The following is a 24,443-nucleotide window of genomic DNA, read 5'->3' as shown; positions in this document are numbered from 1 at the left end:
CGATGCTCGATCGAGTCGAACTCCCCCGCCACATCGCCGCGGGCACGCTCCACACGGACTCCCAGGCACCACGTGACGAGGCCCGCGCCGCTCGCATGTACGAGGTGCCACATCGGCATCGATCGATACGATAATGCTTCGACTTCAATCAGCGAACGGCACCGTGCCGCGCATGTCGACATGAGCGTATCTCCGCGCATTGCAGATTCGACCACGCCCGCTTCACAGGCCACTTCACAGACCGCTGCACAGCTCGCTCCACAGCCCGCTTCCGCGGCCGATGCGACCGTTCTGTTTCGAACGCTCAATCACATCGCCTTTATCACCCTGAACCGCCCGGCCGCGCTGAATGCGCTCGATCACGCGATGATCGAACAGATTGCGGCACGGCTCGAACAGTGTCGTCACGATGACGATATCGTCGCCGTCGTGATCAACAGCGCGATCGAAAAGGCTTTCTGCGCGGGCGGCGATGTTCGCGCCCTGCTACGGCCCGGCAGCGACGGACGCGCCGACATCGAGCGCTACTTCAACGACGAGTACCGGCTCGACTACGCGATTCATCGCTTCCCCAAGCCCGTTGTCGTGATCATGGATGCCATCACGATGGGCGGTGGCATGGGTCTCGCACAAGGCGCCGCGTTGCGCATCGCAACCGAACGCAGCCGGATTGCCATGCCCGAAACCAAAATCGGCATGGTCCCGGACGTGGGCGCGACGCATTTTCTCGCGGCCATGCCCGTCGAACTCGAGCTGTATGTCGGGCTGACAGGCGTCACGCTAAGCGGACCGGACGCCGTCGTATGCGCGCTCGCTGACGTGTGCGTCCCGCACACGAATCTTTCCGATGTCGAACAGCGATTGAACAATATCGACGCGCGGGCGCTCGCCGGGCAACGCGATGCGCTGCTTGCCGCGTTACGCGAGGCGTACGTACGCACCGAGGCAGGCACTGACGCATCGGTCATCGAGCGCCAGCGTGGGTGGATCACCGAGCACTTCAAGCGTGAAGCAGCGCCGACTTCGATCGTCGCGTCTCTCGGGCGAACGCTTGAAGGTCTTGAAGACGCCGAGGCCACGCGCGAGGAACGTGAGTGGATCGAAGCCACCCTCACGGCATTGAAGAGCTACTCACCCACCATGATTCACGTGACACGCGAAGCCCTGCTCCGCGGCCGTGAGATCACACTGGAAGACAGCTTCCGCCTTGAGATGGGCATCGTGGTGCGCACCATTGAAGAAGGCGACTTTCGCGAGGGCGTGCGAGCCCATCTGATCGACAAGGACCGCGCGCCGAAATGGAAGCCCGACACACTCGAAGCCGTCACGCCTGAGCATGTCGCGCATTTCCTGAGTTCACCGTGGTCGAGTGATGCTCATCCGCTTGCCAATCTTGGCGACGACGCACAACGCTAGACTCTCGCGCGGCGCGAGCGTAGCAGCCCTTCCCCTGCTGCGCTCGCCACCGTCAGCGGCCTTCGGCATGCCTGACTGATCTTCGAGGCCACCGCTTGCGGCCATCCGATGCGACCACTCGATGCATTAGCGCCCCCTCACCGCGACGCTGCATCTCTCCAGCTGAACTTCGGCGCGTAACCCAGCACACGTCGCGCCTTGTCGATCGACAGCAGCGTATCGTGAGGTCCCTTGGGTTCCGTGAACGGCACCGAGGGGAAGAACTCGGCAACGAGCTCGCGATTGGGACGCGTCATCACCGTATCGGCGTTCGCGATAATGAAATGGTCGGCGCCCTTGACCTTCGCCTCGAGCGCGAGACGAATCGCTTGTGAGCCGTCGCGCGCGTCGATATAGCCCCACAGATTCCATTTGCGCGATGCCGGGTTGGCGTCGAACGGGAATGCCGCATAGTCAGCCGGCTCCATCACATTCGAAAACCGCAGGCCAATGATCTTGAGCTCCGGATCCCAACGCGCGAACTGCTTGGCGATTTCCTCACCCACAAGCTTCGACAACGAATAGGCCGATTCTGGGCGCGCATCACATTCCTCATCGATCGGAATGCGTTGAGGCGGAATATCGAGCGGCAGCCCGAGCAGTGTTTCACTCGATGCCCAGACCACATTGCGAATTTTGAGCCGGCGCGCCGCTTCGAAAACGTTATACGTGCTGATCGCGTTCGTACGAAAGATGACGGCATTAGTCTGAAGACCCGGGGCCGGAATGGCGGCAAGATGCACGACGCCGTCGACACCGTTGAAGCGATCGTCGATTTGCGAGAGCACTTCGAGCGTCTGGCCCATATCTTCGAGATCGGCTTTGACGAACGGACAATTGCGCGTGGCCGGCAATGCCGCATCGACGTTGATCACCTCGTATCCATGCTCGAGTAAATCGAGCACGCATGCACGACCCAGCTTGCCGCTACCGCCCGTCACTACGATCCTGGCCATTCATCTGTCTCCTGTATGGTTACTGTTATCAAGGGGCATCTGCCCGCGATACCGGTCGCCGCTGGTTTTTGATTTCATGCCGGCGGCTCCGACCCGGTTGTCGCGCGTAGCGTACGACGTATTCAGGAACCGTGCCTGTCAGCGAACGACAATGGAGAAGTGCATGAAGCTCAGGAATCGCGTGCGCGACGGTCGGAATGACCTATCCTAGTTGTCAAAAGCTGTCGCGCAACGATGCTGTCTGCGTAAAGGACGCACGTTTTATTTCGGTAAGACTGATGCGGCACAATGGCCGGTCAATTCATGGAGCCTATATTGAATCCAGTCCGCAACGTCGATCTAGCGCGCAATCTGCTCGTTATCGTGATTCTGTCCGCGCTCGCCGCAGGCAGTTTCTATGTGCTGCGCCCTTTCATCCCAGGCCTGATCTGGGCGTCGACGATCGTGATCGCTACGTGGCCCATGATGCTCGGGCTTCAGCATCGCCTGGGTAACCGCCGCTGGCTCGCGACGACCATCCTGCTGGTCGGACTGTTGATCGTCATTATCCTGCCCTTGTACTCGGCGATTTCGACGCTGGCCGAACATGGCGGCGAGATCATGAGCTCGATCAAGGCGCTGCCGACCTATTCGCTGCCTCCGCCACCCGACTGGGTCACCAAAGTCCCGCTGATCGGCGCGCGCGCGGCCGGCGAATGGCAGAAGCTCTCGGACGCAGGGCCAGGCGGCATTCTTGCCAAGCTGGAGCCATATATTTCGATCGCTGCGAAATGGCTGCTCGGGCACGCTGCCATCGTCGGCGTGTTTGTGATTCACATGTGTATCACCGTGATCATCGCCGGCATTCTCTATATGAACGGCGAAACGGCAGCGGGATTCATGATGCGATTCGCGAGCCGCGTGGCGGGCGAGCGCGGCACAGCGGCCATCCGTCTGACCGGATTGTCGATTCGCGCGGTCGCATTGGGCATCGTCGTGACAGCCATTACCCAATCCGCGCTGGGCGGCATCGGATTATGGATCTGCGGCGTGCCGGGCGCCGGGATCCTGACCGCCATCATGTTGATTCTGTGCCTCGCTCAGATCGGACCGTTGCCCCCGTTGCTCGGCGGCATCATCTATCTGTTCTGGCATGACGCTCACGTCTGGGGCATCGTGCTGATCGTGATCACCGTGCTCGTGACCATGCTCGACAACGTATTGCGGCCGATGCTGATCCGGCGCGGCGTCGACCTGTCGATGCTTCTGATCCTTTCGGGTGTGCTCGGCGGGATGTTTGCGTTCGGCATCGTCGGCCTGTTTATGGGGCCCGTGATTCTCGCAGTGACCTACACCCTGCTGCGTGCGTGGATCGACGAACTTCCGCCGCAGCACTCCGCCGACCCTGTCATCGATGCGCTTCTCACGGCTCCGCCTGACGACGTCAAGATGAAGGACGCGTAAGCACGACGCTTTACCGCTGTTCGAAACGATCGTATTTACGTTCTGAATAACTTCTTTCGCTATCGAGTTCCGTCACGCGCGCGCCTGGCGGACCTTTACGCATGAACTCGAGCATGCGATCGACCTGATCGGGCGTGCCCTGAATCAGCGCTTCGACCGTGCCGTCCTCCATGTTCTGAACCCATCCTGATACACCGAGTTCGTGAGCACGACGCACGGTCGAAAACCGATAACCGACACCTTGCACTCGCCCGTGCACGCGTACGTTATACGTTTCGACACGCTCATGACTGCCGCTGACCATCGTCCGACTCCGTTGCTTTTTCGATTGGGCGATATTCTAGGACGTAATGGATGAACCTGTCGGCGAGCGCGCGACTCTGCGTTCGAGCGAACAAAAAAAGCGCTCGCGAGATCACGAGCGCTTTTTCAGGGTCGATCGTCGTTAGAACGAATACCGATAGCCCGCATTCACGAGATACGTGTTCTCGACGTCACGCCCCTTCTGATACTGGAAGTCGGCGAACAGTGCATGCCGCTTCGCGATCTGTGCCGACAAACCCAGGTTCACGAAGGCACGCGACGCATCCATCTTTGTCTCGATCGAAGCGCCGGCATAGTGCACGGTCTGAGTGCCCGCGAACTCCTCGGCATAACCCACGCGCACATAAGGTTCGAAAATCTGATCGCCGCTGACGAATTGCTTCGACAGCGTCAACGACGCGTTCGCACCGGCAGAACCGACACCGTCTGAACTCACAAAATGGCCGACATCCGTGGTGAATGACTGGCTATTCTGATGCATGTACCGCACGCCAACCGCAGGCTGCAGGCGCCAACCGTTACCGATATCAAACTGTTTACCCGCTTCGACATAGACCGCGCTTGAGCGGCTTTGCCAGTCATTGGCGTTGACGACCGAGTGAGCCGGGTCGCCATAGTAGTTCGCGGTGTAACGGTTGTCGAAGTTGCCGAATGCAGCCATACCCTCGACGTACCACCCGGAGGCGTGTTGCCAAGTGCCATACAGACCGACGGTGTAACCATGTGCCTTGCCACTGCTGCCCGACGCGTTACGATCTTCCTCAACGTACGACGCGTAAGCGCCGCCGAAAATCTGCGACACCTCGTCGCGGTCGAGCACTGCATCCACACCGATCGACAGACCGGCGACCCGTGTATCAAACGTGTCGCTCGCACTCGAGCTGTAGCCGTTACTCAGATCGTAGTCCGCGCCATATCCCTGCACCCAGAACGAGCCCTTGCTCGGCGCAAAGTCACGCAACGCTTGTTGACGCAGATGGAGCGCGGCGAATTGCGTATCCCAGATCGCCTTGGTCGCCGCGACAGACATCGCATTCACCGCCGCCGTCGCGCCGTCATTCAGCGCTGGCTTGGCCGGTTTTGCCGGGTCCGGACCCGCACCGGGATCACTCGGCTGGTCGCCCGGGTTATCTCCGGGGTTATCTCCGGGGTTATCTCCGGGGTTATCGCCGGGGTTATCGCCGGGGTTATCGCCGGGGTTATCGCCGGGGTCATCGCCGGGTTCATCATCGGGCGGAACGGTGTTTTGTACGGCCACGACGTTGCCCTTGCTGTCGACCGTGCTCGTGTATTGATACGCACCAATATCCGACTTACCACTGACTTGCGCGGTATTGGGGCCATCGACTTCGGCGATGACGTAGCTTGGCTTAAGCTCTCCGTCCGCATACGAATGCCGCGTATCCGTCATGGTGACAGTCCATTCGCCCGACATCGTCCCTGTGTCATGTATGGACGGGCGTAGACGGACGACTTCAAAATCCGACGTCAGCGTCCCCGTGCCGGATAGCGCATTCGTCGTCAACGTACTCGCCTGCGTGTCGATGACGCCGTTATTCGAGTAAATAGCGTGAACGTCAGAATTCGCCATTAATTTCCAGCGACTGTCGGAAATAAATAATTCGGAAACACCGTACATTGCTCCGGTGATATTTCCATTATCCTGCATCACAACCTTGGTCGAAACGATCGGCACAGTCGGATTGACACCATTTTGGCTCGCATCAATGTCCCCCTGCAGGTCGACATTGTCGGCAATAAACGTCACGCCGAGATAGTCATTTGAGCCTCCCGTATCCGGGTCCGTGTCGACGTAAAGCAACTGATTGGAGCCGGAATCAATTGTGGATCCGTTTCTTACAGTAATGGACACTTCGTCGGACTCAAACGTGTCAGTGACATAGAAAGCGGCACCAGACGTATTGACTGATGTATTGTCGAGGACGATCGAAGTGGTCGCCCTGTCTGTGCTGGCTCCACCCACATAAATTCCGCCAGCCTGCGCACCTCCTGTTGCCTGAATCGTCGAATTGACGAGTGTCAGCGTTCCGTTCCCCATTTCAATGGCGCTTTCGCCATCTGTGCTACTGATAACCGAGTTATCGATATATACCCCGGCGTCGTCAGCAATAAGATGACCGTTGACAGTGGAATCTTTCAGGTAAAGATATCCTCCCCCAAAATTCGTGTAATTCACGCCCCCAGAAAATGTAAGATTACCATTGACGGTTACGTTCGAGCCAAGCAACGAATAGCCATCCGTATGTGAATAACCACCATCAAATGTCTCATTCACGAACACATCAACCTGCTCTGCGAACCGGCAAGCGTCACAAGGCGACCCGATGGACGCATTGGAACTCGCATCCCAAGATGCATGCGCGGGCACGGCCCATAGCGTTACGACTATTGCAACTGCATTAGCAATACAATGTTTTCTTGCACGAATTTCGGAATCAATCCCCGTTGCAATCCAATTTTTCACAAAACCTCCCTAACAAAGGAAGGCGCAGTTTATGAATGACGCGCAATCGCAATATCTTTACATCAGTATCATTCACTCTCAATCACACATAAGAAATCTGAGTTTAAATTCGCGGAATACCGAAATACGTCCACTCTCTCGATCCACAAGGCTGCTGCGAACAGGCCTTCGCCAATGAATTCGGCGCACCTCCCCGGCGCGTTTATAATCCGCCCGAACCGACCGGAGCCGCCGTGGGCATCAAGAAACTCGCGAATCACCTGAATTTGTCGATTGCCACCGTCTCTCGCGCCCTGAACGCGAGCGACGAGGTCAGCGCAGCAACCCGTCAGCGAGTGCTCGAAGCCGCCGCCGAGCTGGGCTATTCGCCGAACAAGGCCGCGGAAAGCCTGCGCAAAGGACGCATCGACACCATCGGTCTGATGCTGCCGATGCGCAGCCCTGAAGAGAACTACACGCTGTCTTTGTTCCTGACGCTCGCGGACGGGATTCAGGAATCGCTGTCGAAAGCGCAACTCGATCTCGCGATTTATCAGAGCAGGACCGACGAAGACGAGCTCACCCGTCTCAAACGCATCGTCGAGCGACGTCAGGTCGACGGCGTCATCGTCTCGGGCACGCGCCGGCACGACCCTCGTCTCGACTACCTCGCCGAGAAGCGTTTCCCGTTTGTCGCGTTTGGCCGCAGCGAGTCCGGCGGCGAACATGCCTGGATTGATCTCGATTTCGAATCGGCGGCCGAGGAAGCCATCGAGCGCCTGGTCGGCTTTGGTCATCGTCGCATCGCGATCGGCATGCCGGGGCAGGATGCGATGCAGGCACACGTGTACCTGAACGGATACAAGCGCGCGCTTAAGCGCCTGGGCATCGCATTCGATGCATCGCTTGTGAGACACGACGACCTCAGCGAACGCGGCGGCTATCGCGTGACCGGCGAACTGCTCGACGCCGCACAGCCGCCGACTGCGATTGTGTTTCAGAGCGACTGCATGGCGATCGGCGCGTACCGCAAGCTCAGCGAACTGGGCCTTCGGCCCGGGAAGGACATCGCGATCAGCGGCGGCGTGCTGACTGGCGAAGTCCCCGACTACCTGTCGCCGCGGCTTACCGGCTTCTCGATCGCAACCCGCGAACTCGGCGCGCGAATGGGAGAGGCGATTCTGTCGCGCTTGCCTGGCACAAACGTAGTGCACGACGCGCCGATCATGCAGGAGATTTGGCCGCTACGCCTCAAGGCTCGCACCAGCGATGCACTGCCGCGAGACGGCGCCGCCTGATGTCGCCGCCAACATCCAGGCGTCAGCCGATGCCGACGCCGGCGATGTGAACAGACGCAATGACTTTAGATTCACATAGCGCAGGCCGGTCAAAACGCGTATTGATAGCCGAGACTAATCAAATACGTGTTTTCGACGTCACGTCCCTTTTGGTATTGGACGTCTGCGAAGAGCGCATGTCGTCGAGCGAGTTCGGCTGATAGCCCGACATTCACAAACGCCCGCGACGCGTCCAGGTTTGTATCGATCGGCGCGCCGGCGTAGCGCACCGTTTGAGTACTCGCAAATTCCTGCGCGTAACCCAGGCGCGCATACAACTCGTAGCGGTTCTTCGCACTGCGGAATCGCTTCGACAGCGTCACCGAGACTTGGGCACCTGCCGAATTCACGCCGTCGGAGCTGACGAAATGTCCAACGTCGGTTGAGAAAGACTGACTATTCTGATGCACCATGCGAACGCCTACGGCCGGTTGCACGCGCCACTCTCCGCCAAGCGTGAACTGCTTGCCCGTTTCCATGTAGATAGCGCTTGAACGGCCCTTCCAATCATTGGCGTTGACGACAGAGCGTGAAGGACTCCCATAGTAATTCGCGGAATAGCGATTCACGAGACTGCCGAACGCCGCCATGCCCTCCAGGTACCAGCCGCAATCGTGCTGCCAGACACCATACAGTCCGACGGAATATCCATGTGAATTGCCGTAGCTTCCTGAAGCACTGCGATCCTGTTCGACATACGACGCATAGACCCCGCCGTACGTTCTCGTCGCGCCGACTTGATCGAGCAATGCATCAACACCGATCGACATCCCGCTCACGCGCGTATCGAATGTGTCACTCGCGCCAGCGCCGTACCCGTCGTTCAGTTGATATTCCCCGCCATACCCCTGCACCCAGAATGCGCGTCTGCGCGGTGCGAATTCTCGCAACGCCTGTTGCCGCAAATGCACCGCACCGAATTGCGTGTCCCACATTGCCTTGGTTGAAGCAACCGACAGCGCGTCCACCGCGGCTGTCGCGCCGTCGTTTAGCGCTGGCTTGACCGGGCCAGTCGGCGCCCCCGCGTCTCCTGAGCCGCCCGGGTTGTTGGAGGTATCCTCACCACCGGTGTCGCTCGGTCCGTCCGCCGGCTCAGTCGGCGCCCACGGAATACCCGTTTGCACCGCGACGACTTCGCCGTTCGAATCAACGGTGGTTGTATATTGATACGCGCCAATATCTGATTTCCCGCTGACACTTGCGGAATTGGAGCCGTCGACCTCTACGAGAACGTAAGCCGGCTGCAGTTCCCCATCTGCATAGTTGTGTTGCGTGTCGGCTACCGTAATCTGCCACACGCCGTCCATATTGCCGGCGACCTGGACGGGTGGAGACGAAACAACGCGCATGAAGTCCGAACTGATGCTACCCGAGCCCGACAATGAAGAGATATTTAAATCGTGATCCGCAGTGTTAATCACAGCAGTGTCGCCGATCAAATCTCCAACCACTGAATCACCCGTGAGGTCCCACTCGCTCCGGCTTATGTGGAATGAATCAGCACCATTCACAGCACCTTCCAGACTCGAGCCGTTTTGCAGCGACACATTCAGCGTAGCCTGCGTGGCGCCGGAATAAACATAAATATCTCCCTTCAGATCAGACTGATCGACGGTGAAATTCACTTGTCCGCTGCTTTTACCCGTCACCTCCAGAATCTTTCCGTTTCCACTGAGAAGCTCAGACTGGTTCGTTACGTTGATATTCATCACTTGATCTTTAGCGACTCCGTAGACTACGATCGCCGATCCCGTTTCCCCGTGTATCGAAGAGTGATCGACTGAAAGTGTCGCACCATCCGTAGAAGCACCTCCGTATATGATGGCCCCGGTGCCCTTTCCGGTTATCGAGGAGTCGTACAAATTAGCGTTTCCGCCATACATTACAATTCCGCCGATAGTTCGCGAATTCGGCGATGAGACGATCGAAGTCGAATACAGCGTCGCGACACCGTCGTATACAATCAGCTTGCCGTTTTGCGTTGAACCAACCATCGTCAGTTCACTTGACGCAGATTTCAGGGAAATATCACCATTAATATTAGAATCATTTATCCAATATGTTTCATCAGAGATCGAAATATTCTGATTAACTTCAGTGGCTGCGATGACATGAATATCACGTGACCGACGCGACATATAACGATAGCGCGATTCATTTTCGGCATACACGAGTTCTGACACTGTGTCTTCGGTCGATGCCCGCGCAGCGTCCGCGAAAGTGCTCATTGCAGCGCACACGAAAATACACCGCATACAGTGCACAGCTATCCCGAAATCAGTCTTTCCTGAATTGACGCTCATTTCGCTCTCCATTTTCACGCCGACGCCGACTTCAGCGGAGAATAGGCGAGCAACAGATTCCAAGAAGTACGAATTTTCCTAATTGGATTAGGACGGATCGCATCATTAAATCAACGACATCGTGAAGCCCGTCGCGCACGTCTCTCACCAAACATTGCGCACATATCGTCGTCTCGAACCGCGCCCACACCACGCCTGACCTTCGCTTGCGTTTTTCGCCGGGGCTCGTTGTGTTTGGTGTTACCTCGCCTTGACATCCGCGCTTCTGAGGACAAGAATCTGCCCCATTCCCGGAAACGTTTCCGGAACTGTTTCGAGGCACTGCGAGAGCAGACGATCGGGCAGCGCCGACGCCACGGGCACACAAGAAGCGCGAGCATCCGCGCCGACATTCCACTTCGGAGGAGCACATGAGAAAGACCTTGACCGCCACCGCCGCGGCGATCAGCGTTGTCGTTTCAATGATGTCGATGTCCACGGCGTCGTATGCCGCCGACCAGCAGACTCTCAATGTCTGGACGGTTGACGAGCCGAACCCGTTCACCGAAAAGATGGCGAACGAGTTCGCCAAGCAACACCCTGAAATCAAGGTGCAGATTCGTCGCGTCGGCTTTGCCGCGCTCAATGACGAAGCGATGCGCGCCGTCATGTCGGGCAACGGCCCTGACGTGGTGCCCGTCGACAACCCGAATACCGCGATGTTTGCTTCGCGTGGCGCGCTCGTCGATCTGACGCCGTTCCTCGCGAAGTCGAAGGTCATCGATTCGAAGCAAATCTTCCCGGGACCGCTGAAGAACGCGACGTGGAACGGCAAGGTCTATGCGATCCCGCGTGGTGCAAACACGCTCGCGCTGTACTACAACCAGGACGCGTTCAAGGCCGCCGGCCTCGATCCGAACAAGCCGCCCCAAACGTGGGACGAGCTCTACACGGACGCAAAGAAGCTGACGGATTCGTCGAAGGGCGTCTACGGTCTGGCCTTCTCGGCAATCGGTACTGAAGAAGGTACGTTCCAGTTCCTGCCGTTCATCCAGACGACCGGTGCGGACTGGACGTCGCTCGGCTCGGCCGGCGCGATCCGTGCGGCGCAATTCTGGCAAAAGCTGCTCGATGAAAAGCTCGCGTCGCCTGACACGCTGTCGCACTCGCAATCGGAAGCTGCGGCCACGTTCATCAACGGCAACGCCGCGATGGACATCGATGGTCCGTGGGAACTGCCTGCTGTGTCGAAGGGCGCGAAGTTCAAGTGGGCCGTCGCGCTGCTGCCGGTCGAGAAGGAAGGTTCGCCGCGCGCATCGGCACTCGGCGAACAGAATCACGCGATCCTGAAGACAAGCAAGAACCCGCAACTGGCGTTCGAATTCCTCGAGTACATGTATAGCCAGCGCGGCCGCGACTGGAACGAATTCGGCATGCTGCCGCCGTCGAAGGACACGGTCACGAACGATCCGAAGTGGCCGGAAGCGTACAAGGTCTTCAACGAGCAGATGCAATACGCTCGCGGCCGCGGCCCGAACCCGAACTGGCCGCAGATCTCGAAGGCAATCTACACGGCCATGCAGCAAGTGCTCACGCATCAGGCCGATGCAGCAACGGCCATGAAGAACGCCGCCGCGGAAGTCGACAAGGTCGCGAAGTAACAGCAGGTTAAGCGACTCGATATCGCAGTCGAATGCGGTCATGACGAAGTAACCGATCCGCCATGACCGCATCACCGACCTACCGATGAAACGTCGCCCATGAAGTCCACGCAGGCGCAGCACCGGTGCCGAAGCACAGCGCAACCCCGCACCGCCGAACGAGGGTGTTTATGAATACGAGCCCACGCAGTACCCTGCAGACGGCGCAAGACAGGCCGCCCGCAACGCAACATTCCGGCGCAAGCACGATGAAGACATGGTTCCGCCGTACGCAAGGCCGCAACGGCTTTGAAATCACGATGGCCTCGCTGGCCCTGCTGTATCTCTTGTTGTTCGCGGGTATCCCGCTGCTCTACAACGTCGTGCTGTCGTTCCAGCAAGTCGACCTGATGAGCCCGGCGTTTTTCGTGCGGCCCTTTGTGGGCATCGCCAACTACCTCGACGTGATCTCGCGCCCCGAGTCGCGTACCGTCGTGATCAATACGATCCTGTTCGTCGGGCTGTCGCTTGTGTTCCAGATCGTGCTCGGTTTCCTCCTGGCGCTGCTCTTTATGCAGAGCTTTCCGGCCGCATCGTTTATGCGCGGCCTTTTTCTTGCAGGCTGGATCATGCCGGGCCTCGTGGTCGGCGCGATCTGGAAGCTTCTGTTTGCGGGTGACTACGGCGTGCTGAATCACGCCCTGTCGTCGATCGGCCTGATTCACGGCAAGATCTTCTGGCTCTCCGACCCGCACTACGCGCTGTTCGCCGTGATCCTCGCCAACGTGTGGCTCGGTGTGCCGTTCAATATGCTGCTGCTCTCCGTCGGATTGATCGGCATCCCCGCCGAGATCTACGAAGCCGCAAAGATCGACGGCGCAGGCCCGATTCGCCGCTTCTTTTCGATGACACTGCCGATGATGCGTTCGACGCTTGGTGCCGTCGTCTCGCTCGGTGCGATTCTGACGATGCAGCAATTCGACCTGATTGCCGCGTTGACACAAGGCGGTCCGGCAAATTCGTCGCAGGTTGCGCAGTACTGGTCGTGGCAGCTGTCGTTCCAGACCTTCGAAGTCTCGCAAGGCAGCGCGGTTGCGACCGTGATGCTGGTCCTCGTGCTGATCGTCGCCGTGGTGTACGTGCGCTCGATCCGCCACGAACAAGTCGCCTAAGGACACGAGGCTCATCATGAAGAAAACCGTGTTCTTCGTCGTTGCACTTGCCGTGACGGCGCTCTATCTGTTCCCGCTGTACTGGATGTACATCACCGCGTTCAAGAGCGCGTCGGAGATGTTCCACTATCCGCCGACGATGTGGCCGCTCAATCCGCAGTCGCATTTCGTTGCGACGTTCGTCGACCGGCAGATGGCGAACTTCCTGTGGAACTCGTTCGCGATCGCATGCGGCACAACCATTGCCACGATCGTGCTCGGAACCGGCGCGGCCTATGCGTTTGCCCAGCAGCAAAACCGCGTCACGGCGGTCGCGATTTTCGCTGTGCTCGTGCTGCAGGCCCTGCCCTCTTCGCTGATGGTTACACCGCTGTTCACCGCGTTCAAATCGCTGGGCCTGTTGTCGTCGCCGCGCGTTGCCGTGGTGCTCGCGCAGATTTCGAAGACGCTGCCGTTCTTTATCGTGCTGTGCCGTTCGAGCTTCGTTCAAGTGCCGCGTGATCTGCGTGATGCGGCAATGGTCGACGGTGCAAGCCCTGCGGGCGCGTTCTTCCGGGTTGTGCTGCCGCTGGCGATGAACGGCATTCTGGTGAGCGGCATCCTCGTGTTCCTGCAGTCGTTCGGCGAATACGTCTATGCGCGTTCGCTGATCCTCGACGATTCGTATCAGACCGCGACCGTTGGCCTGTCGGCCTTCGTCGGCGCGACCAATACGGACTGGATCGGGATCATGACCTACTCCGCGATCTACGTGACGCCGATTCTGGGCATCTTCATGCTGCTGCAACGACGCATCGTCGGCGGCCTGACGGCCGGCGCCATCAAATAAGGATTCCCCGACGATCAAGACACGCATCGATCTGGACATCCTCGCGGTACAGAAGCACGCCTTCGATTTCGCAGCGCTCCGCCCGGCGAGATCGATGGTCACCGCGAATTCAAGCAGTACCTGAACCGCAGCGAGTGCACTGCACGAAGCACCGCTGCGCGAGTCACCCCTTTTGAAACACACGAGGCACGGCCTGCGCCGCCAGGACGTGCCACGGCATCCGACTGTCATTCGAAACGAGACACACCATGAAAATCAGCGACGGTAACTGGCTGATCCACGAAGGCTTGCAGGTGATGTACCCCGTCTACGTGCACGACGTGCAGGTGCGCGGCAACGAATTGCTGATCTACGCGGCGCCGCGCGACGTGAGTTCGCGTGCGTATCAGCTCGACACCGCCCTCTTTACGCTGCGCGTGCATTCGCCACAGGAAGGCATCATCGGCGTGCGGATCGAGCGTCATCAGGGCGGGCTCGATCAAGGGCCGCATTTCGGCATTCATCAAGACGAAGCACTGAAGGTCCGCACCACGCTGACCGAAGACGAAGCGACGCTCACGAGCGGATCGCTGACGTTCCGTATCGCACGCCGCGGTGACTGGTCAATTGACTTCCTGCGTGAAAGCGCGGTCATCGGCGAAGCGAATCGGCAAGGCGGCGCCGCGCGTGAACGCCTGACGGGTAGCGGATTCCGCGCGGCAGGCCACGTCACCGAGAGCGGTGGTCGCACGCACGTGTTCGAGCGGCTCGACCTTGGCGTCGGCGAAACGGTGTATGGCCTTGGCGAACGCTTTGCTGCGCTCGTCAAGAACGGTCAATCGATCGACATGTGGAACCGTGACGGCGGCACCGGCACGGAGCAGGCGTACAAGAACATTCCGTTCTATCTGACCAATCGCGGCTACGGCGTATTCGTCAATCATCCGGAACGCGTCGAATTCGAAGTCGCGACCGAGAAGGTGGCGAAGGTACAGTTCAGCGTGCCGGGCGAAGGCCTCGAGTACTTCATCATCGACGGTCCGACGCCCAAGCAGGTGCTCGACCGTTACACGCGCCTGACGGGCCGCGCGACGTTGCCGCCGGCCTGGTCATTCGGACTCTGGCTCACGACCTCGTTCACAACAAACTACGACGAAGCGACCGTCAACAGCTTTATCGACGGCATGCGTGAGCGCGATCTGCCACTGCATGTGTTTCACTTCGACTGCTTCTGGATGCGCGCCTTTCATTGGTGCGACTTCGAGTGGAACCCGGAAACGTTCCCCGATCCCGAAGGCATGTTGCGCCGCCTGAAGGACAAGGGCCTGCATATCTGCGTGTGGATCAACCCGTATATCGCGCAGCCGTCGCCGCTATTCGCCGAAGGCAAGCAGAAGGGTTACCTGCTCAAGCGCCCGGACGGCAGCGTGTGGCAGTGGGACAAGTGGCAACCGGGTCAGGCGATCGTCGACTTCACGAACCCAGAAGCGGCCGAGTGGTACGCCGGCCATCTGCGCCGCCTGCTCGCGATGGGTGTCGATTCGTTCAAGACCGACTTTGGCGAGCGGATCCCGACGGACGTTGTCTATCACGACGGCTCCGACCCGGAGCGCATGCATAACTACTACGCGTTCCTGTACAACAAGGTCGTGCACGACGTGCTGGTCGAAGCACGCGGCAAGGACGATGCGGTGTTGTTCGCGCGTTCCGCGGCTGCGGGTAGCCAGCAATTCCCGGTGCATTGGGGCGGCGATTGCAACTCGACGTATGAGTCGATGGCCGAGAGCCTGCGTGGCGGTTTGTCGCTGGGTCTGTCGGGCTTTGGTTTCTGGAGCCACGACATCGGCGGCTTCGAGAACACGGCGCCGGCACACGTGTACAAGCGTTGGTGCGCGTTCGGGCTGCTGTCGAGCCACAGCCGCCTGCATGGAAGCAAGTCGTATCGCGTTCCATGGTTGTTCGACGACGAAGCGGTCGAAGTGCTGCGGCACTTCACGCAGTGGAAGTCGCGGCTGATGCCCTACCTCTACGACCAGTCGAGCATTGCAGCAGGCGAAGGCACGCCGCTGATGCGCGCGATGATGCTCGAGTATCCGAACGATCGCGCCTGCGATTACCTCGATCGTCAGTACATGCTTGGCTCATCGGTGCTGGTCGCGCCGGTGTTCAGCGAGGCGGGCGATGTCGACGTGTACCTGCCGGCCGGACGTTGGACGCATCTGTTCACAGGCGAAGAAGTCACCGGCGGCACGTGGCTTCGGGAACGGCACGGGTTTATGAGCGTGCCGATCTATGTCCGTCCGGATACGCTGCTGGCGATCGGCGCGGATGCGTCACGGCCGGACTATGACTATGCGGACGGCGTTGAACTGCGGCTTTATGCGCTGGGTGACGGCAAGACGGCTGAGACGACCGTGCGCGGGCTCGATGGACAGGTTGTGCTGACGGCGAAGGTCAGCCGCACCGGCAATACGCTCGTAGCGGAGTTCGGAGGGAATACGCGGGATTGCACCCTGGCGTTGCAGAACATCGCATCGGGCGCCGTGCAAGTGACCGAAACGACCGGTTCGAAGACGGACGTATGCCGCATTGCGGCAATGCAGCATGGCACGCAAGTCACCCTGCCGGCCGGCACAAGCCGTTTGACATTGACCGTCTAACCTTCGCGATTCGTCGCACGCAGGTATCATCTCGGAACCGGACGACGCCACCGCGTCGTTCGGGAACCCGAAGAGGATACGTATGCAGATTGCCCTGCTGTGCGATGTCCCCCGATTTCTCCCTGCTGTCGCGCAGGCCGTTCACGAGACCTTCTGGCTCACGGATCCGGAAGCGTCTGTCGAGCGCGCCGAGATGCGGCTGTCTCAGCGTCTGAACGCGAATTCCCTCCCCTTTACGCTGGTCGCGCATGACCATGGTGCCTTGCTTGGCACCGGCAGCGTGGTCGTCAATGAAGTCAGCGAAGATACGGTCCAGTCCGCCTGGTTGTCGGGGGTCTGGGTCGATGAGTCACATCGAGGCAAGGGGATCGGCACGGCCGTCGTCGACGCGTGCTGCGAGCATGCGCGTCGACTCGGCGAGCCGTCCTTGTTGCTGATGACGGCTGACGAACGTGAATTCTATGAACGGCGCGGCTGGACCGTGATCGACGCGCTTGCTGCGCCGACGGTCGTCATGAAACGGTCACTGCGAACGCCGTCGTAGTCTTAGATCGTCGTAGTCTTAAATCGCCGCGGCCCGAGCGCCGCTTCCAGCCTGCTCGGCCTTCCACGCGGCGATCTGGGTCGCGGAGATGCTGACACCGCCGCAGACAATAACGACCACATCGCGTGCGCCTTCAATGCAGGCGTGATGTTGATAAGCGACGGCCAGCGAAACGCCACATGCCGCTTCGACAAGCTGGCGCGCTTCGTCGGCATAGCGAATCGTCCCGGCGATGGCTTCCGCATCCGACAACACCACCGACGCATGTGGCACCTGCCGGATCGCATCGACCGGCCACTGCGCAACCTGCAGCGCGCCGAGTGACTTCGCAACCGACGTGATCTTGCCGATGTTGACCGGATGCCCGGCCTCGAGCGCTGCGTGGAAAGACGCTGCACCATCGGTCTCAACAGCGATTACCCGGCAGTCGTTGCGGCGGTAGCGCTCGAGGCCGATCAACAGGCCTGACAGCAGACCGCCGCCGCCCACGGATGCCACCACCGCGTCGAACGTCGGCAAGTCTTCGACAATCTCGTCGATCAAGGTGCTATGGCCTTCCCAGATCACCGGGTGGTCGAATGCGGGGATGTATTGCGCGTCGTCCGCTTGCGAGCGCTCGAGCGCGAGTTCGTTCGACTGATCCCATGCCTCGCCGAACACCATGACGTCAGCGCCAAGCGCCCGTATGCGCGCACGCGTCGCCTCTGGCGTCGTCGTCGGTACGATCACTTCGACTTCCATGCCGAGTTCCCGGCCGGCATAGGCGGCCGCAATACCCGCATTGCCGCCCGACGGCGCGATCAGCTTGCGCTTGCCCTGCAGATGGGCGTGCTGACACAGCGCGCCGATGCCGCGCAGCTTGTACGAGCCACAAGGCTGGAGATTTTCCAGCTTGAGCCAGATCCGTTGTTCAGGGGTCGACAGCTCGCGATGGAGTACGAGCGGGGTTCGGCTGTGTAACTTCATGAAGGCTTTCCGCAAAGACCATGGAGATGCGTAGAACGAGGCGGGCTGGCGATCTGCACCAGCGACGCCGCATCCGGCCGCAAAGTGTAGCAAGCCATATATGACGCTGTCGCGGCTAGGGACCGGAATGCCTCTTAGGGTTCTGCCTGAGCCCGTTTCCACCGGGATTCCCCCGACCTCCCGCTACTTTTCGCCTACATTGTTTTGTACGCACTCTGTTCATCCGTGCGCGCGCGGCATCGTTTTTGCGGCTTGGCTCACGGCTGGGGCGATTGACTGCCGGATGTTGCATCGCCACAAGACCGCCTCGCCGACTGGACGCGACGGGATTGCGAGATTCCGCCGTACACCCCCATCGAGAAGCACAACAACAGGAGGTCGGCATGGAGACGCCGGTGAATCTGAACGATCTGCAGAAGTCGACGCTCGCCATTGTCCTGGCAGGCGGCCGTGGCACACGCCTCGGCGCGCTGACCAATAAGCGCGTGAAACCCGCGGTTCACTTCGGCGGCAAATACCGGATCATCGACTTTGCATTGTCGAACTGCCTGAACTCGGGCATCCGGCGCATCGCGGTCGTCACGCAGTACAAAGCTCACTCGCTGCTGCGCCATTTGCAGCGCGGCTGGGGTTTCCTGCGCGGCGAATTCAATGAATTCATCGATCTGTGGCCGGCGCAGCAACGCATTGACGAAAGCTGGTACCGCGGCACGGCCGACGCGGTGTATCAGAACATCGACATCATCCGCTCGATCCGTCCACGCTTTGTCGTGGTGCTCGCCGGCGACCACGTGTACAAGATGGACTACACGAAGATGCTGGCCGACCACGTGCAAAGCGGCGCGGATTGCACGGTCGGATGTATCGAAGTGCCGCGTATGGAAGCCGTCGCGTTCGGTGTCATGCACGTTGACGAGTCTCGCCGCGTGACAGGGTTCGTCGAGAAGCCGAAGGATCCGCCTGCCATGCCGGGACATCCGGACATCGCGCTGGCCAGCATGGGCATCTACGTCTTCAGCGCCGACTACCTCTACAAGCTGCTCGAAGAAAACATCGAGAAGTCGAACACCGAACACGACTTCGGCAAGGACATCATTCCGCAGGTCGTGGCCAGCGGTAACGCAATCGCCCACCCGTTCAGCATGTCGTGCGTGACCTCCGACAACGAAGCGCCCGCTTACTGGCGCGATGTCGGAACGATCGACGCCTACTGGTCGGCCAACCTCGACCTCGCTTCGACGATCCCGGCACTCGACCTGTACGACGGCCGCTGGCCGATCTGGACGCATCAGGAGCAACTGCCTCCCGCGAAGTTCGTGCGCGATCTCAACGGCCTGCAAGGCACGGGCACGAACCTGCTCGCCTGCGGCGGCTGTGTGGTCTCGGGTTCGCAGATCTCGCGTTCAGTGCTCTCCTCCTCGGTACGCGTGCATTCGTTCTGTAACATCAATGAGGCAGTATTGCTGCCACAGGTCACCGTCGAAAGGAGCTGCCGCTTGCGTAAAGTCGTGATCGACCGGGGATGCACGATTCCCGAAGGCACTGTGATCGGAGAGGATCCCGAACTCGATGCGTCGCGCTTCTATCGGACTTCCAGTGGCGTTGTGCTTGTCACGCAGAACGCCCTCGAAGCGATGGTTGCCGGGCGGCGCTTCCATCCGGAATCGGAGGATGACGAGTGACGGTGCGCGTCCTTCACGTCGCGGCCGAACTGTATCCCCTGCTCAAGACGGGCGGTCTCGCCGATGTCGTCGGCGCGCTGCCGCCCGTGCTTGCGCCGCTCGGGGCCGATGTCCGTGTGCTGATGCCGGGCTTTCCCGCGATTGTTGCGGGACTCGACGACCTCCGCCCGGTTGCGCATCTCGGGCCTCGATTCGGTCTGCAGGACCCGACGATCCAGTTCGGTCGCATGAAAAACGGTACGGGCGTCTATGTGATCCGTGCCGATGAGTTCTACAACCGGCCCGGCAGTCCGTATCTCGACGCGTCGCATCATCCGTACGCGGATAACTTCAAGCGGTTTGCCATGCTCGGATGGGCCGCTTCGTTGATGGCCCAGGGCGCGGATCCGAACTGGTCTCCGCAGGTCGTTCATGCGCACGATTGGCACGCGGGGCTGGCCGCGCCATATATTCGTGCGGCGGAGATGGCCCAGCATCGCAAGCTGCCGTCGACAATCATGACGGTGCACAACCTGGCATACCAGGGGCTCTTTCCGGCGACGACGTTTCATGAGCTCGGTTTGCCCTGGTCGTATTACCAGATCCAGGGCATGGAGTTCTGGGGACAGGTTTCGTATCTGAAGGCGGGGCTCTTCTACTCCGACAAGATCACAACCGTCTCGCCGACATACGCCAACGAGATCCAGACGCTTGCGCAAGGGGCTGGCCTTGATGGGCTGCTGCGCGAACGCCAGCACGATGTACTCGGCATTCTGAATGGCGTTGATTACGCGGTCTGGCATCCGTCGATCGACGAGTCGATTGCCGCGAAGTATTGGGTCGATGACATGGCCGGCAAGGCGGTGTGCAAGCAGGCGCTGCAGAAGCGATTTGGTCTCGCCGAACGCAGCGATGCGCCAGTGTTTGGTGTTGTCAGCCGGCTGACTGAGCAAAAGGGCCTGGATCGGCTGCTTGCGGTCGTGCCCGAGATCATTGAGCGTGGCGGCCAGCTTGTCGTGCTCGGCACGGGTGAGGCGAGGCTCGAATCGGGGCTTAAGGATGCTGCGCAAGCCCACCCGGACGCTGTCGCAATCGAACTCGGTTTTGATGAGGCCCTGGCGCACGTGATCATCGCGGGCAGCGATGTGGTCTGCGTGCCCTCGCGCTTCGAACCCTGCGGGCTGACGCAGCTCTATGGCCTTGCCTATGGAACGCTGCCGCTCGTGCATTGTGTCGGCGGTCTCGCCGATACGGTCGTCGATAGTTCGCTCGAGAACCTCGCGGATGGTGTTGCGACGGGGTTCGTCTTTGAGAAGTTCGATCTCAAGTCGCTGACGCTGGCAGTCAAGCGCGCGTTTGCGCTCTACGCACGTCAGGATGATTGGGCGCACGCTCAACGCCGTGGCATGAAGACGAATTTCGGCTGGGAAGCCTCGGCACTGCGGTACTTTGATTTGTATCAGCGGCTGTCGCAGAACTAGGTCGTTGATAGATGGAAAACAGGGCCGACGTGGATGTCGGCCCTGTTTATTCTCATCTCAATCCTTCTGATACACCGCTCGTCGCGAATCCGCGGCAGACACTCATCGATGCAGGTGCATCCCGCAATGAGCATCAGACATCACGTCCCGCACGGACCCGATAGCTCGTCGCAAGCCACAACGATGATGCGACTCCTTATTTCTTCTGCTGAAGCAGCGCCTTAAGCTCCTCGACGTGCTCGGCAGCGCGCTTCGTGACCACCGCAATGCTTTCGGATTGCGCGCGATAAGCGGTTTCTGCCAGATCCTGCATATCCGCCAGCGCCTTGTGCATGGCTTGTTGCACGAGTTCGCCCGTTTGTCCTCCCGGCTCGGTGCTGCGCGAAGCGACCTGCGTCAGCAGCGTCTGCACGCCCGCCATCGTTTCGCGCAGGATCTCAGCCTGCTTTTGACCCAGCGCCTGCACGCCGGCGATGGCGGTCGAGTTGGCCGTCGCCAGGGCCTCGATATCCTTGCGCTGCGTCTCCATGAGTGCGCCGATATCGATACCGGGCAGCTTGAACTGCCCGAGCATTTTCGTGTACTCGGCGAAAAGCATATTCGGGTTCGTCGATTCCATGGCCAAGGCTCCAGTAAGTAAGGGTTGAGGACAGACCTGGCGCTAGCGCCGCGTAACAGTATGCGTCAGGTGAGGCCACTGGTCACCTCCACCCCGGTCCTGTACATAAAAATACGAGCCGCTACGCCTTCGATACACCTTGGACAAATCGCAGATACGCCTGCGCCGTCAAATACATCCACGCCAGACAAAGGGCGTGCGACACAAGCGGAGACGCCCCCCCGATCAGGGTGGTGTTTCCAAAAATGGAATCCGGTATGCCAAGGTTGCCTGAAGCAGCCTCCTCCGGACACCGCATTGTCCACGCCCTCCTGGCAGCTGTTGACCTCGAACTGTTTTCGCTCATCGCCCCAGGAGATTTCCATGTCCACGAAGCACGCGTCGCTCGCTGCCTCCCTCGCCCTTTCCCTGACTGTGCTCGCTGCCGGCGCGCACGCCGCCGACAAGCCGCAGCCGACGACCGAAAAATGTTACGGCGTCGCGCTCGCAGGCAAGAACGATTGCGCCGCGGGCGCAGGCACCTCGTGTGCCGGCACGGCCAAGAAGGATTACCAGGGCAATGCCTGGATCGCCGTCGCCAAGGGCACCTGCACGTCGATCAAGACGCCCAAGGGCTATGGCTCGCTGGAGGCCAAGTCGTGAGCGCACCCACGCCCTATCTCCATACGGCCGCGGCGCAGAACACGTCGCTCGCTGCACGTGTCAGACGCGAACTGCAGTTGCTGACGCCGGACTGGCTGCTGCTGCTTGTCGCGCGTCTGGGTATCGCCTCGGTGTTCTTTCTGTCGGGCCGCACCAAGGTCGAAGGCTGGTTCACGATCAAGCCGTCGACGTTCGACCTGTTCCGCACCGACTATGCACTGCCTTTGATTCCGCCTGAAATCGCCGCGCGGATCGCAACGTGTTCGGAACACTTCTTCCCTGTGCTGCTGGTTCTCGGACTGTGCACACGCGGCGCTGCGGCTGCGCTGTTCGGCATGACGATGGTCATTGAGATCTTCGTCTATCCCGATGCATGGCCGACCCACCTGACGTGGGCAGGTCTGCTGTTGCCGCTGATCGCACGCGGTGGTGGTGCGCTGTCGCTCGACCGGCTGCTGAGCCGCAAGCCCTGATAACGGGCTTACGAACCGACGCATTCCGAATACGAAGCACTGGGTACACGAATGACCTGCATCGCCGCAGTCGCTGCAGCAACGGACGTTGCCAAGGCGTAGGCGACGACAGGGTCAGCAGCAATACGGCCCGTCGCAAGGGTCGGGAACAAAGGCCATCCGGCCTCACGGAGCAACACCTATGTATTTGAAGTCCACTCTCGCAGTCGCCGCACTCGCGCTGGCGGCACCCATGCTGGCAACGCCGGCATCGGCCGCCACGCCCAATGCACCCGATACACCTCCGGGCGCGCACAACATCGTGATCGTGCATGGCGCGTTCTCCGATGGATCCGGCTGGCGGGTCGTTCACGACATCCTGATTCACAAGGGCTACAACGTACGCGTGGTTCAGGAAACGATGACGACGCTCGCGGACGATGTCGACGCGGTCAACAGCGCGATCATCGGCGCCGATGGCCCAGTCGTGCTGGTCGGCAAGGACTACGGCGGCGCGGTGATCACTGCGGCCGGCACCCGCGGCAAAGTGCGCGCGCTCGTGTACGTCGCCGGGTTCGAACCTGACGTCGGCGAAAGCGTGACGCAGCTCCTCGACTCGATGCCCAAGCCGACGGACGATATCCACGCAACACGCGATGGCCATCTGTACTTCGACCGCGCCAAGTTCGATGCGGACTTTGCCGGTGATCTGGTCACGAATCGTTCCGACTTTCTGGCTGCCTCGCAGGCGCTGCCGACGGCAGCCGCTTTCGGCGGCAACTCGTATGCGTCGGCATGGCGCGATAAGCCGAGCTACGCGGTCATTGCGACCGACGACCTCGTCGTGAGCCCCGATCTGCAACGCTGGATGGCGGAACGCGCCGGCTCGAAGATCACGCCCGTCAAGGCCAGCCACGCAATCGAAATCACGCAGCCCGAAGCGGTTGCGCAAGTCATCGAGAACGCCGCGCTCAACGCGAAATAACCCCTGCGCTCGATCTCTTTTGATCGACCGCTTATTTGCTGCCACTCATCGAGTGTATTTGGAGGAACCATGAAGTCCATCGTCAAATCCCGCGCCTCGTTCGCCGCTGCCGCCGCCCTGCTCGCCGTCGCTTCGGCCGCAATGGCCCCCGCGGCTCACGCTGCCGGTTCGGAACAGCCGGGCCGCTGCTATGGCGTCAACTCGTGCAAGGGCCAAAGCCTGTGCGCGACGGCCAAGCACGATTGCAAGGGTCTCAACACCTGCAAGGGCCAAGGCGTTGTCGTCAAGACGCCGAGCGCGTGCCTGTCCGCGGGCGGTACGTTGACTGAACCGAAGTAAGTACGAAGCAACGATCGGTTCGCCCCACCACAATGGTGTGAGGTGGGGTTCAGGACCAGAGCCTGCAGCCTCAGCGTCCCGCATTCGCGTTTGTCGGGTCTGGTCCGCAGGCTCGCGTCGGTTGCCTCCGGTGAGCGGATTGGTGACTTATGAAGCCACACGCGAAGCCCGAGGGCGGCTTCTTTTGACGCCGCCTCTTTTGCCCTTTCATCT

The 24,443-nt window shown here is 60.1% G+C and carries 20 protein-coding genes; 14 read left to right on the top strand and 6 right to left on the bottom strand.

Annotated features, from left to right (window positions below; genetic code table 11):
* Positions 1 to 180 precede the first annotated feature (180 nt).
* Positions 181 to 1,416: an enoyl-CoA hydratase/isomerase family protein gene (locus tag ACMFWR_RS19125; protein ID WP_413196271.1), complete on the top strand. Its 1,236-nt coding sequence runs from the start codon at positions 181 to 183 to the stop codon at positions 1,414 to 1,416.
* A gap of 137 nt (positions 1,417 to 1,553) precedes the next feature.
* Here the strand turns inward: ACMFWR_RS19125 and ACMFWR_RS19120 are convergent, their stop codons facing one another.
* Positions 1,554 to 2,411: an NAD-dependent epimerase/dehydratase family protein gene (locus ACMFWR_RS19120; RefSeq protein WP_413196270.1), complete on the bottom strand. Its 858-nt coding sequence runs from the start codon at positions 2,409 to 2,411 to the stop codon at positions 1,554 to 1,556.
* A gap of 315 nt (positions 2,412 to 2,726) precedes the next feature.
* Here ACMFWR_RS19120 and ydiK point away from each other — a divergent pair, with 315 nt between their 5' ends.
* Complete coding sequence (gene ydiK, locus ACMFWR_RS19115) at positions 2,727 to 3,854, top strand: AI-2E family transporter YdiK (protein ID WP_413196269.1); 1,128 nt, start codon at positions 2,727 to 2,729, stop codon at positions 3,852 to 3,854.
* 10 nt (positions 3,855 to 3,864) lie between these two features.
* On the opposite strand, the gene ACMFWR_RS19110 is transcribed toward ydiK, so the two are convergent.
* Positions 3,865 to 4,158 carry an acylphosphatase gene (locus ACMFWR_RS19110; RefSeq protein WP_413196268.1) on the bottom strand — a complete coding sequence of 98 codons (294 nt, stop codon included), beginning with the start codon at positions 4,156 to 4,158 and terminating at the stop codon, positions 3,865 to 3,867.
* Positions 4,159 to 4,299: 141 nt separating this feature from the next.
* The gene (locus ACMFWR_RS19105) at positions 4,300 to 6,663 is read right to left on the bottom strand and encodes an autotransporter outer membrane beta-barrel domain-containing protein (protein ID WP_413196267.1); all 2,364 of its coding nucleotides are present in this window, start codon (positions 6,661 to 6,663) and stop codon (positions 4,300 to 4,302) included.
* A gap of 233 nt (positions 6,664 to 6,896) precedes the next feature.
* Between ACMFWR_RS19105 and ACMFWR_RS19100 the strand changes: the two genes are divergently transcribed.
* Positions 6,897 to 7,940: a substrate-binding domain-containing protein gene (locus ACMFWR_RS19100; RefSeq protein ID WP_413196266.1), complete on the top strand. Its 1,044-nt coding sequence runs from the start codon at positions 6,897 to 6,899 to the stop codon at positions 7,938 to 7,940.
* A gap of 89 nt (positions 7,941 to 8,029) precedes the next feature.
* Here the strand turns inward: ACMFWR_RS19100 and ACMFWR_RS19095 are convergent, their stop codons facing one another.
* Positions 8,030 to 10,345 carry an autotransporter outer membrane beta-barrel domain-containing protein gene (locus tag ACMFWR_RS19095; RefSeq protein ID WP_413196265.1) on the bottom strand — a complete coding sequence of 772 codons (2,316 nt, stop codon included), beginning with the start codon at positions 10,343 to 10,345 and terminating at the stop codon, positions 8,030 to 8,032.
* 347 nt (positions 10,346 to 10,692) lie between these two features.
* Between ACMFWR_RS19095 and ACMFWR_RS19090 the strand changes: the two genes are divergently transcribed.
* The 5 genes from ACMFWR_RS19090 to ACMFWR_RS19070 all read left to right on the top strand — a co-directional run bounded on the left by ACMFWR_RS19090 (position 10,693) and on the right by ACMFWR_RS19070 (position 17,085).
* Positions 10,693 to 11,922 carry an ABC transporter substrate-binding protein gene (locus ACMFWR_RS19090; protein WP_413196264.1) on the top strand — a complete coding sequence of 410 codons (1,230 nt, stop codon included), beginning with the start codon at positions 10,693 to 10,695 and terminating at the stop codon, positions 11,920 to 11,922.
* Between the two features lie 170 nt (positions 11,923 to 12,092).
* On the top strand, positions 12,093 to 13,073 hold the full coding sequence (locus tag ACMFWR_RS19085) for a carbohydrate ABC transporter permease (protein WP_413196263.1): 981 nt from the start codon (positions 12,093 to 12,095) through the stop codon (positions 13,071 to 13,073).
* 16 nt (positions 13,074 to 13,089) lie between these two features.
* A complete protein-coding gene (locus tag ACMFWR_RS19080) occupies positions 13,090 to 13,902 on the top strand; it encodes a carbohydrate ABC transporter permease (RefSeq protein ID WP_413196262.1) in 813 nt (270 codons plus the stop codon).
* A 248-nt stretch (positions 13,903 to 14,150) separates the two neighbouring features.
* Positions 14,151 to 16,541 carry an alpha-xylosidase gene (gene yicI / locus ACMFWR_RS19075; protein WP_413196261.1) on the top strand — a complete coding sequence of 797 codons (2,391 nt, stop codon included), beginning with the start codon at positions 14,151 to 14,153 and terminating at the stop codon, positions 16,539 to 16,541.
* Between the two features lie 82 nt (positions 16,542 to 16,623).
* Positions 16,624 to 17,085, top strand: a complete 462-nt coding sequence (locus ACMFWR_RS19070; RefSeq protein ID WP_413196260.1) for a GNAT family N-acetyltransferase — start codon at positions 16,624 to 16,626, stop codon at positions 17,083 to 17,085.
* A gap of 18 nt (positions 17,086 to 17,103) precedes the next feature.
* Here the strand turns inward: ACMFWR_RS19070 and ACMFWR_RS19065 are convergent, their stop codons facing one another.
* Complete coding sequence (locus ACMFWR_RS19065; protein WP_413196259.1) at positions 17,104 to 18,051, bottom strand: pyridoxal-phosphate dependent enzyme; 948 nt, start codon at positions 18,049 to 18,051, stop codon at positions 17,104 to 17,106.
* A 383-nt stretch (positions 18,052 to 18,434) separates the two neighbouring features.
* Between ACMFWR_RS19065 and glgC the strand changes: the two genes are divergently transcribed.
* Positions 18,435 to 19,733 carry a glucose-1-phosphate adenylyltransferase gene (glgC, locus tag ACMFWR_RS19060; protein WP_413196258.1) on the top strand — a complete coding sequence of 433 codons (1,299 nt, stop codon included), beginning with the start codon at positions 18,435 to 18,437 and terminating at the stop codon, positions 19,731 to 19,733.
* The gene (glgA, locus tag ACMFWR_RS19055; protein WP_413196257.1) at positions 19,730 to 21,193 is read left to right on the top strand and encodes a glycogen synthase GlgA; all 1,464 of its coding nucleotides are present in this window, start codon (positions 19,730 to 19,732) and stop codon (positions 21,191 to 21,193) included. Before glgC ends, glgA begins: the two co-directional genes overlap by 4 nt.
* A 196-nt stretch (positions 21,194 to 21,389) precedes the next feature.
* On the opposite strand, the gene ACMFWR_RS19050 is transcribed toward glgA, so the two are convergent.
* On the bottom strand, positions 21,390 to 21,812 hold the full coding sequence (locus ACMFWR_RS19050; protein WP_413196256.1) for a phasin family protein: 423 nt from the start codon (positions 21,810 to 21,812) through the stop codon (positions 21,390 to 21,392).
* A 363-nt stretch (positions 21,813 to 22,175) separates the two neighbouring features.
* On the opposite strand from ACMFWR_RS19050, the gene ACMFWR_RS19045 reads away from it, so the two are divergent.
* The 4 genes from ACMFWR_RS19045 to ACMFWR_RS19030 all read left to right on the top strand — a co-directional run bounded on the left by ACMFWR_RS19045 (position 22,176) and on the right by ACMFWR_RS19030 (position 24,230).
* Positions 22,176 to 22,454: a DUF2282 domain-containing protein gene (locus tag ACMFWR_RS19045; RefSeq protein ID WP_413196255.1), complete on the top strand. Its 279-nt coding sequence runs from the start codon at positions 22,176 to 22,178 to the stop codon at positions 22,452 to 22,454.
* Positions 22,451 to 22,927 (top strand): DoxX family protein, encoded by a 477-nt coding sequence (locus tag ACMFWR_RS19040; RefSeq protein ID WP_413196254.1) that lies wholly within the window; start codon positions 22,451 to 22,453, stop codon positions 22,925 to 22,927. Before ACMFWR_RS19045 ends, ACMFWR_RS19040 begins: the two co-directional genes overlap by 4 nt.
* Before the next feature lie 181 nt (positions 22,928 to 23,108).
* Entirely contained in the window at positions 23,109 to 23,891 is a 783-nt protein-coding gene (locus tag ACMFWR_RS19035) for an alpha/beta hydrolase (protein ID WP_413196253.1), read from the top strand.
* Between the two features lie 69 nt (positions 23,892 to 23,960).
* A complete protein-coding gene (locus ACMFWR_RS19030) occupies positions 23,961 to 24,230 on the top strand; it encodes a hypothetical protein (RefSeq protein WP_413196252.1) in 270 nt (89 codons plus the stop codon).
* Positions 24,231 to 24,443 lie beyond the last annotated feature (213 nt).

The sequence above is a fragment of the Pararobbsia alpina genome, from assembly GCF_965118125.1.
GTDB lineage: Bacteria > Pseudomonadota > Gammaproteobacteria > Burkholderiales > Burkholderiaceae > Pararobbsia > Pararobbsia alpina_A.
This window is presented reverse-complemented; position numbering and strand designations above follow the sequence as displayed.

What these genes read in the sequence shown, in the direction of transcription:
- ACMFWR_RS19110 (WP_413196268.1), bottom strand. Translation starts at nt 4,158, where the DNA reads ATGGTCAGCGGCAGTCATGAGCGTGTCGAAACGTATAACGTACGCGTG.
- ACMFWR_RS19065 (WP_413196259.1), bottom strand. Translation starts at nt 18,051, where the DNA reads ATGAAGTTACACAGCCGAACCCCGCTCGTACTCCATCGCGAGCTGTCG.
- ACMFWR_RS19080 (WP_413196262.1), top strand. Translation starts at nt 13,090, where the DNA reads ATGAAGAAAACCGTGTTCTTCGTCGTTGCACTTGCCGTGACGGCGCTC.
- ACMFWR_RS19085 (WP_413196263.1), top strand. Translation starts at nt 12,093, where the DNA reads ATGAATACGAGCCCACGCAGTACCCTGCAGACGGCGCAAGACAGGCCG.
- ACMFWR_RS19030 (WP_413196252.1), top strand. Translation starts at nt 23,961, where the DNA reads ATGAAGTCCATCGTCAAATCCCGCGCCTCGTTCGCCGCTGCCGCCGCC.
- ACMFWR_RS19125 (WP_413196271.1), top strand. Translation starts at nt 181, where the DNA reads ATGAGCGTATCTCCGCGCATTGCAGATTCGACCACGCCCGCTTCACAG.
- ACMFWR_RS19120 (WP_413196270.1), bottom strand. Translation starts at nt 2,411, where the DNA reads ATGGCCAGGATCGTAGTGACGGGCGGTAGCGGCAAGCTGGGTCGTGCA.
- ACMFWR_RS19045 (WP_413196255.1), top strand. Translation starts at nt 22,176, where the DNA reads ATGTCCACGAAGCACGCGTCGCTCGCTGCCTCCCTCGCCCTTTCCCTG.
- glgC (WP_413196258.1), top strand. Translation starts at nt 18,435, where the DNA reads ATGGAGACGCCGGTGAATCTGAACGATCTGCAGAAGTCGACGCTCGCC.
- ACMFWR_RS19090 (WP_413196264.1), top strand. Translation starts at nt 10,693, where the DNA reads ATGAGAAAGACCTTGACCGCCACCGCCGCGGCGATCAGCGTTGTCGTT.
- ACMFWR_RS19050 (WP_413196256.1), bottom strand. Translation starts at nt 21,812, where the DNA reads ATGGAATCGACGAACCCGAATATGCTTTTCGCCGAGTACACGAAAATG.
- yicI (WP_413196261.1), top strand. Translation starts at nt 14,151, where the DNA reads ATGAAAATCAGCGACGGTAACTGGCTGATCCACGAAGGCTTGCAGGTG.
- ACMFWR_RS19070 (WP_413196260.1), top strand. Translation starts at nt 16,624, where the DNA reads ATGCAGATTGCCCTGCTGTGCGATGTCCCCCGATTTCTCCCTGCTGTC.
- ACMFWR_RS19035 (WP_413196253.1), top strand. Translation starts at nt 23,109, where the DNA reads ATGTATTTGAAGTCCACTCTCGCAGTCGCCGCACTCGCGCTGGCGGCA.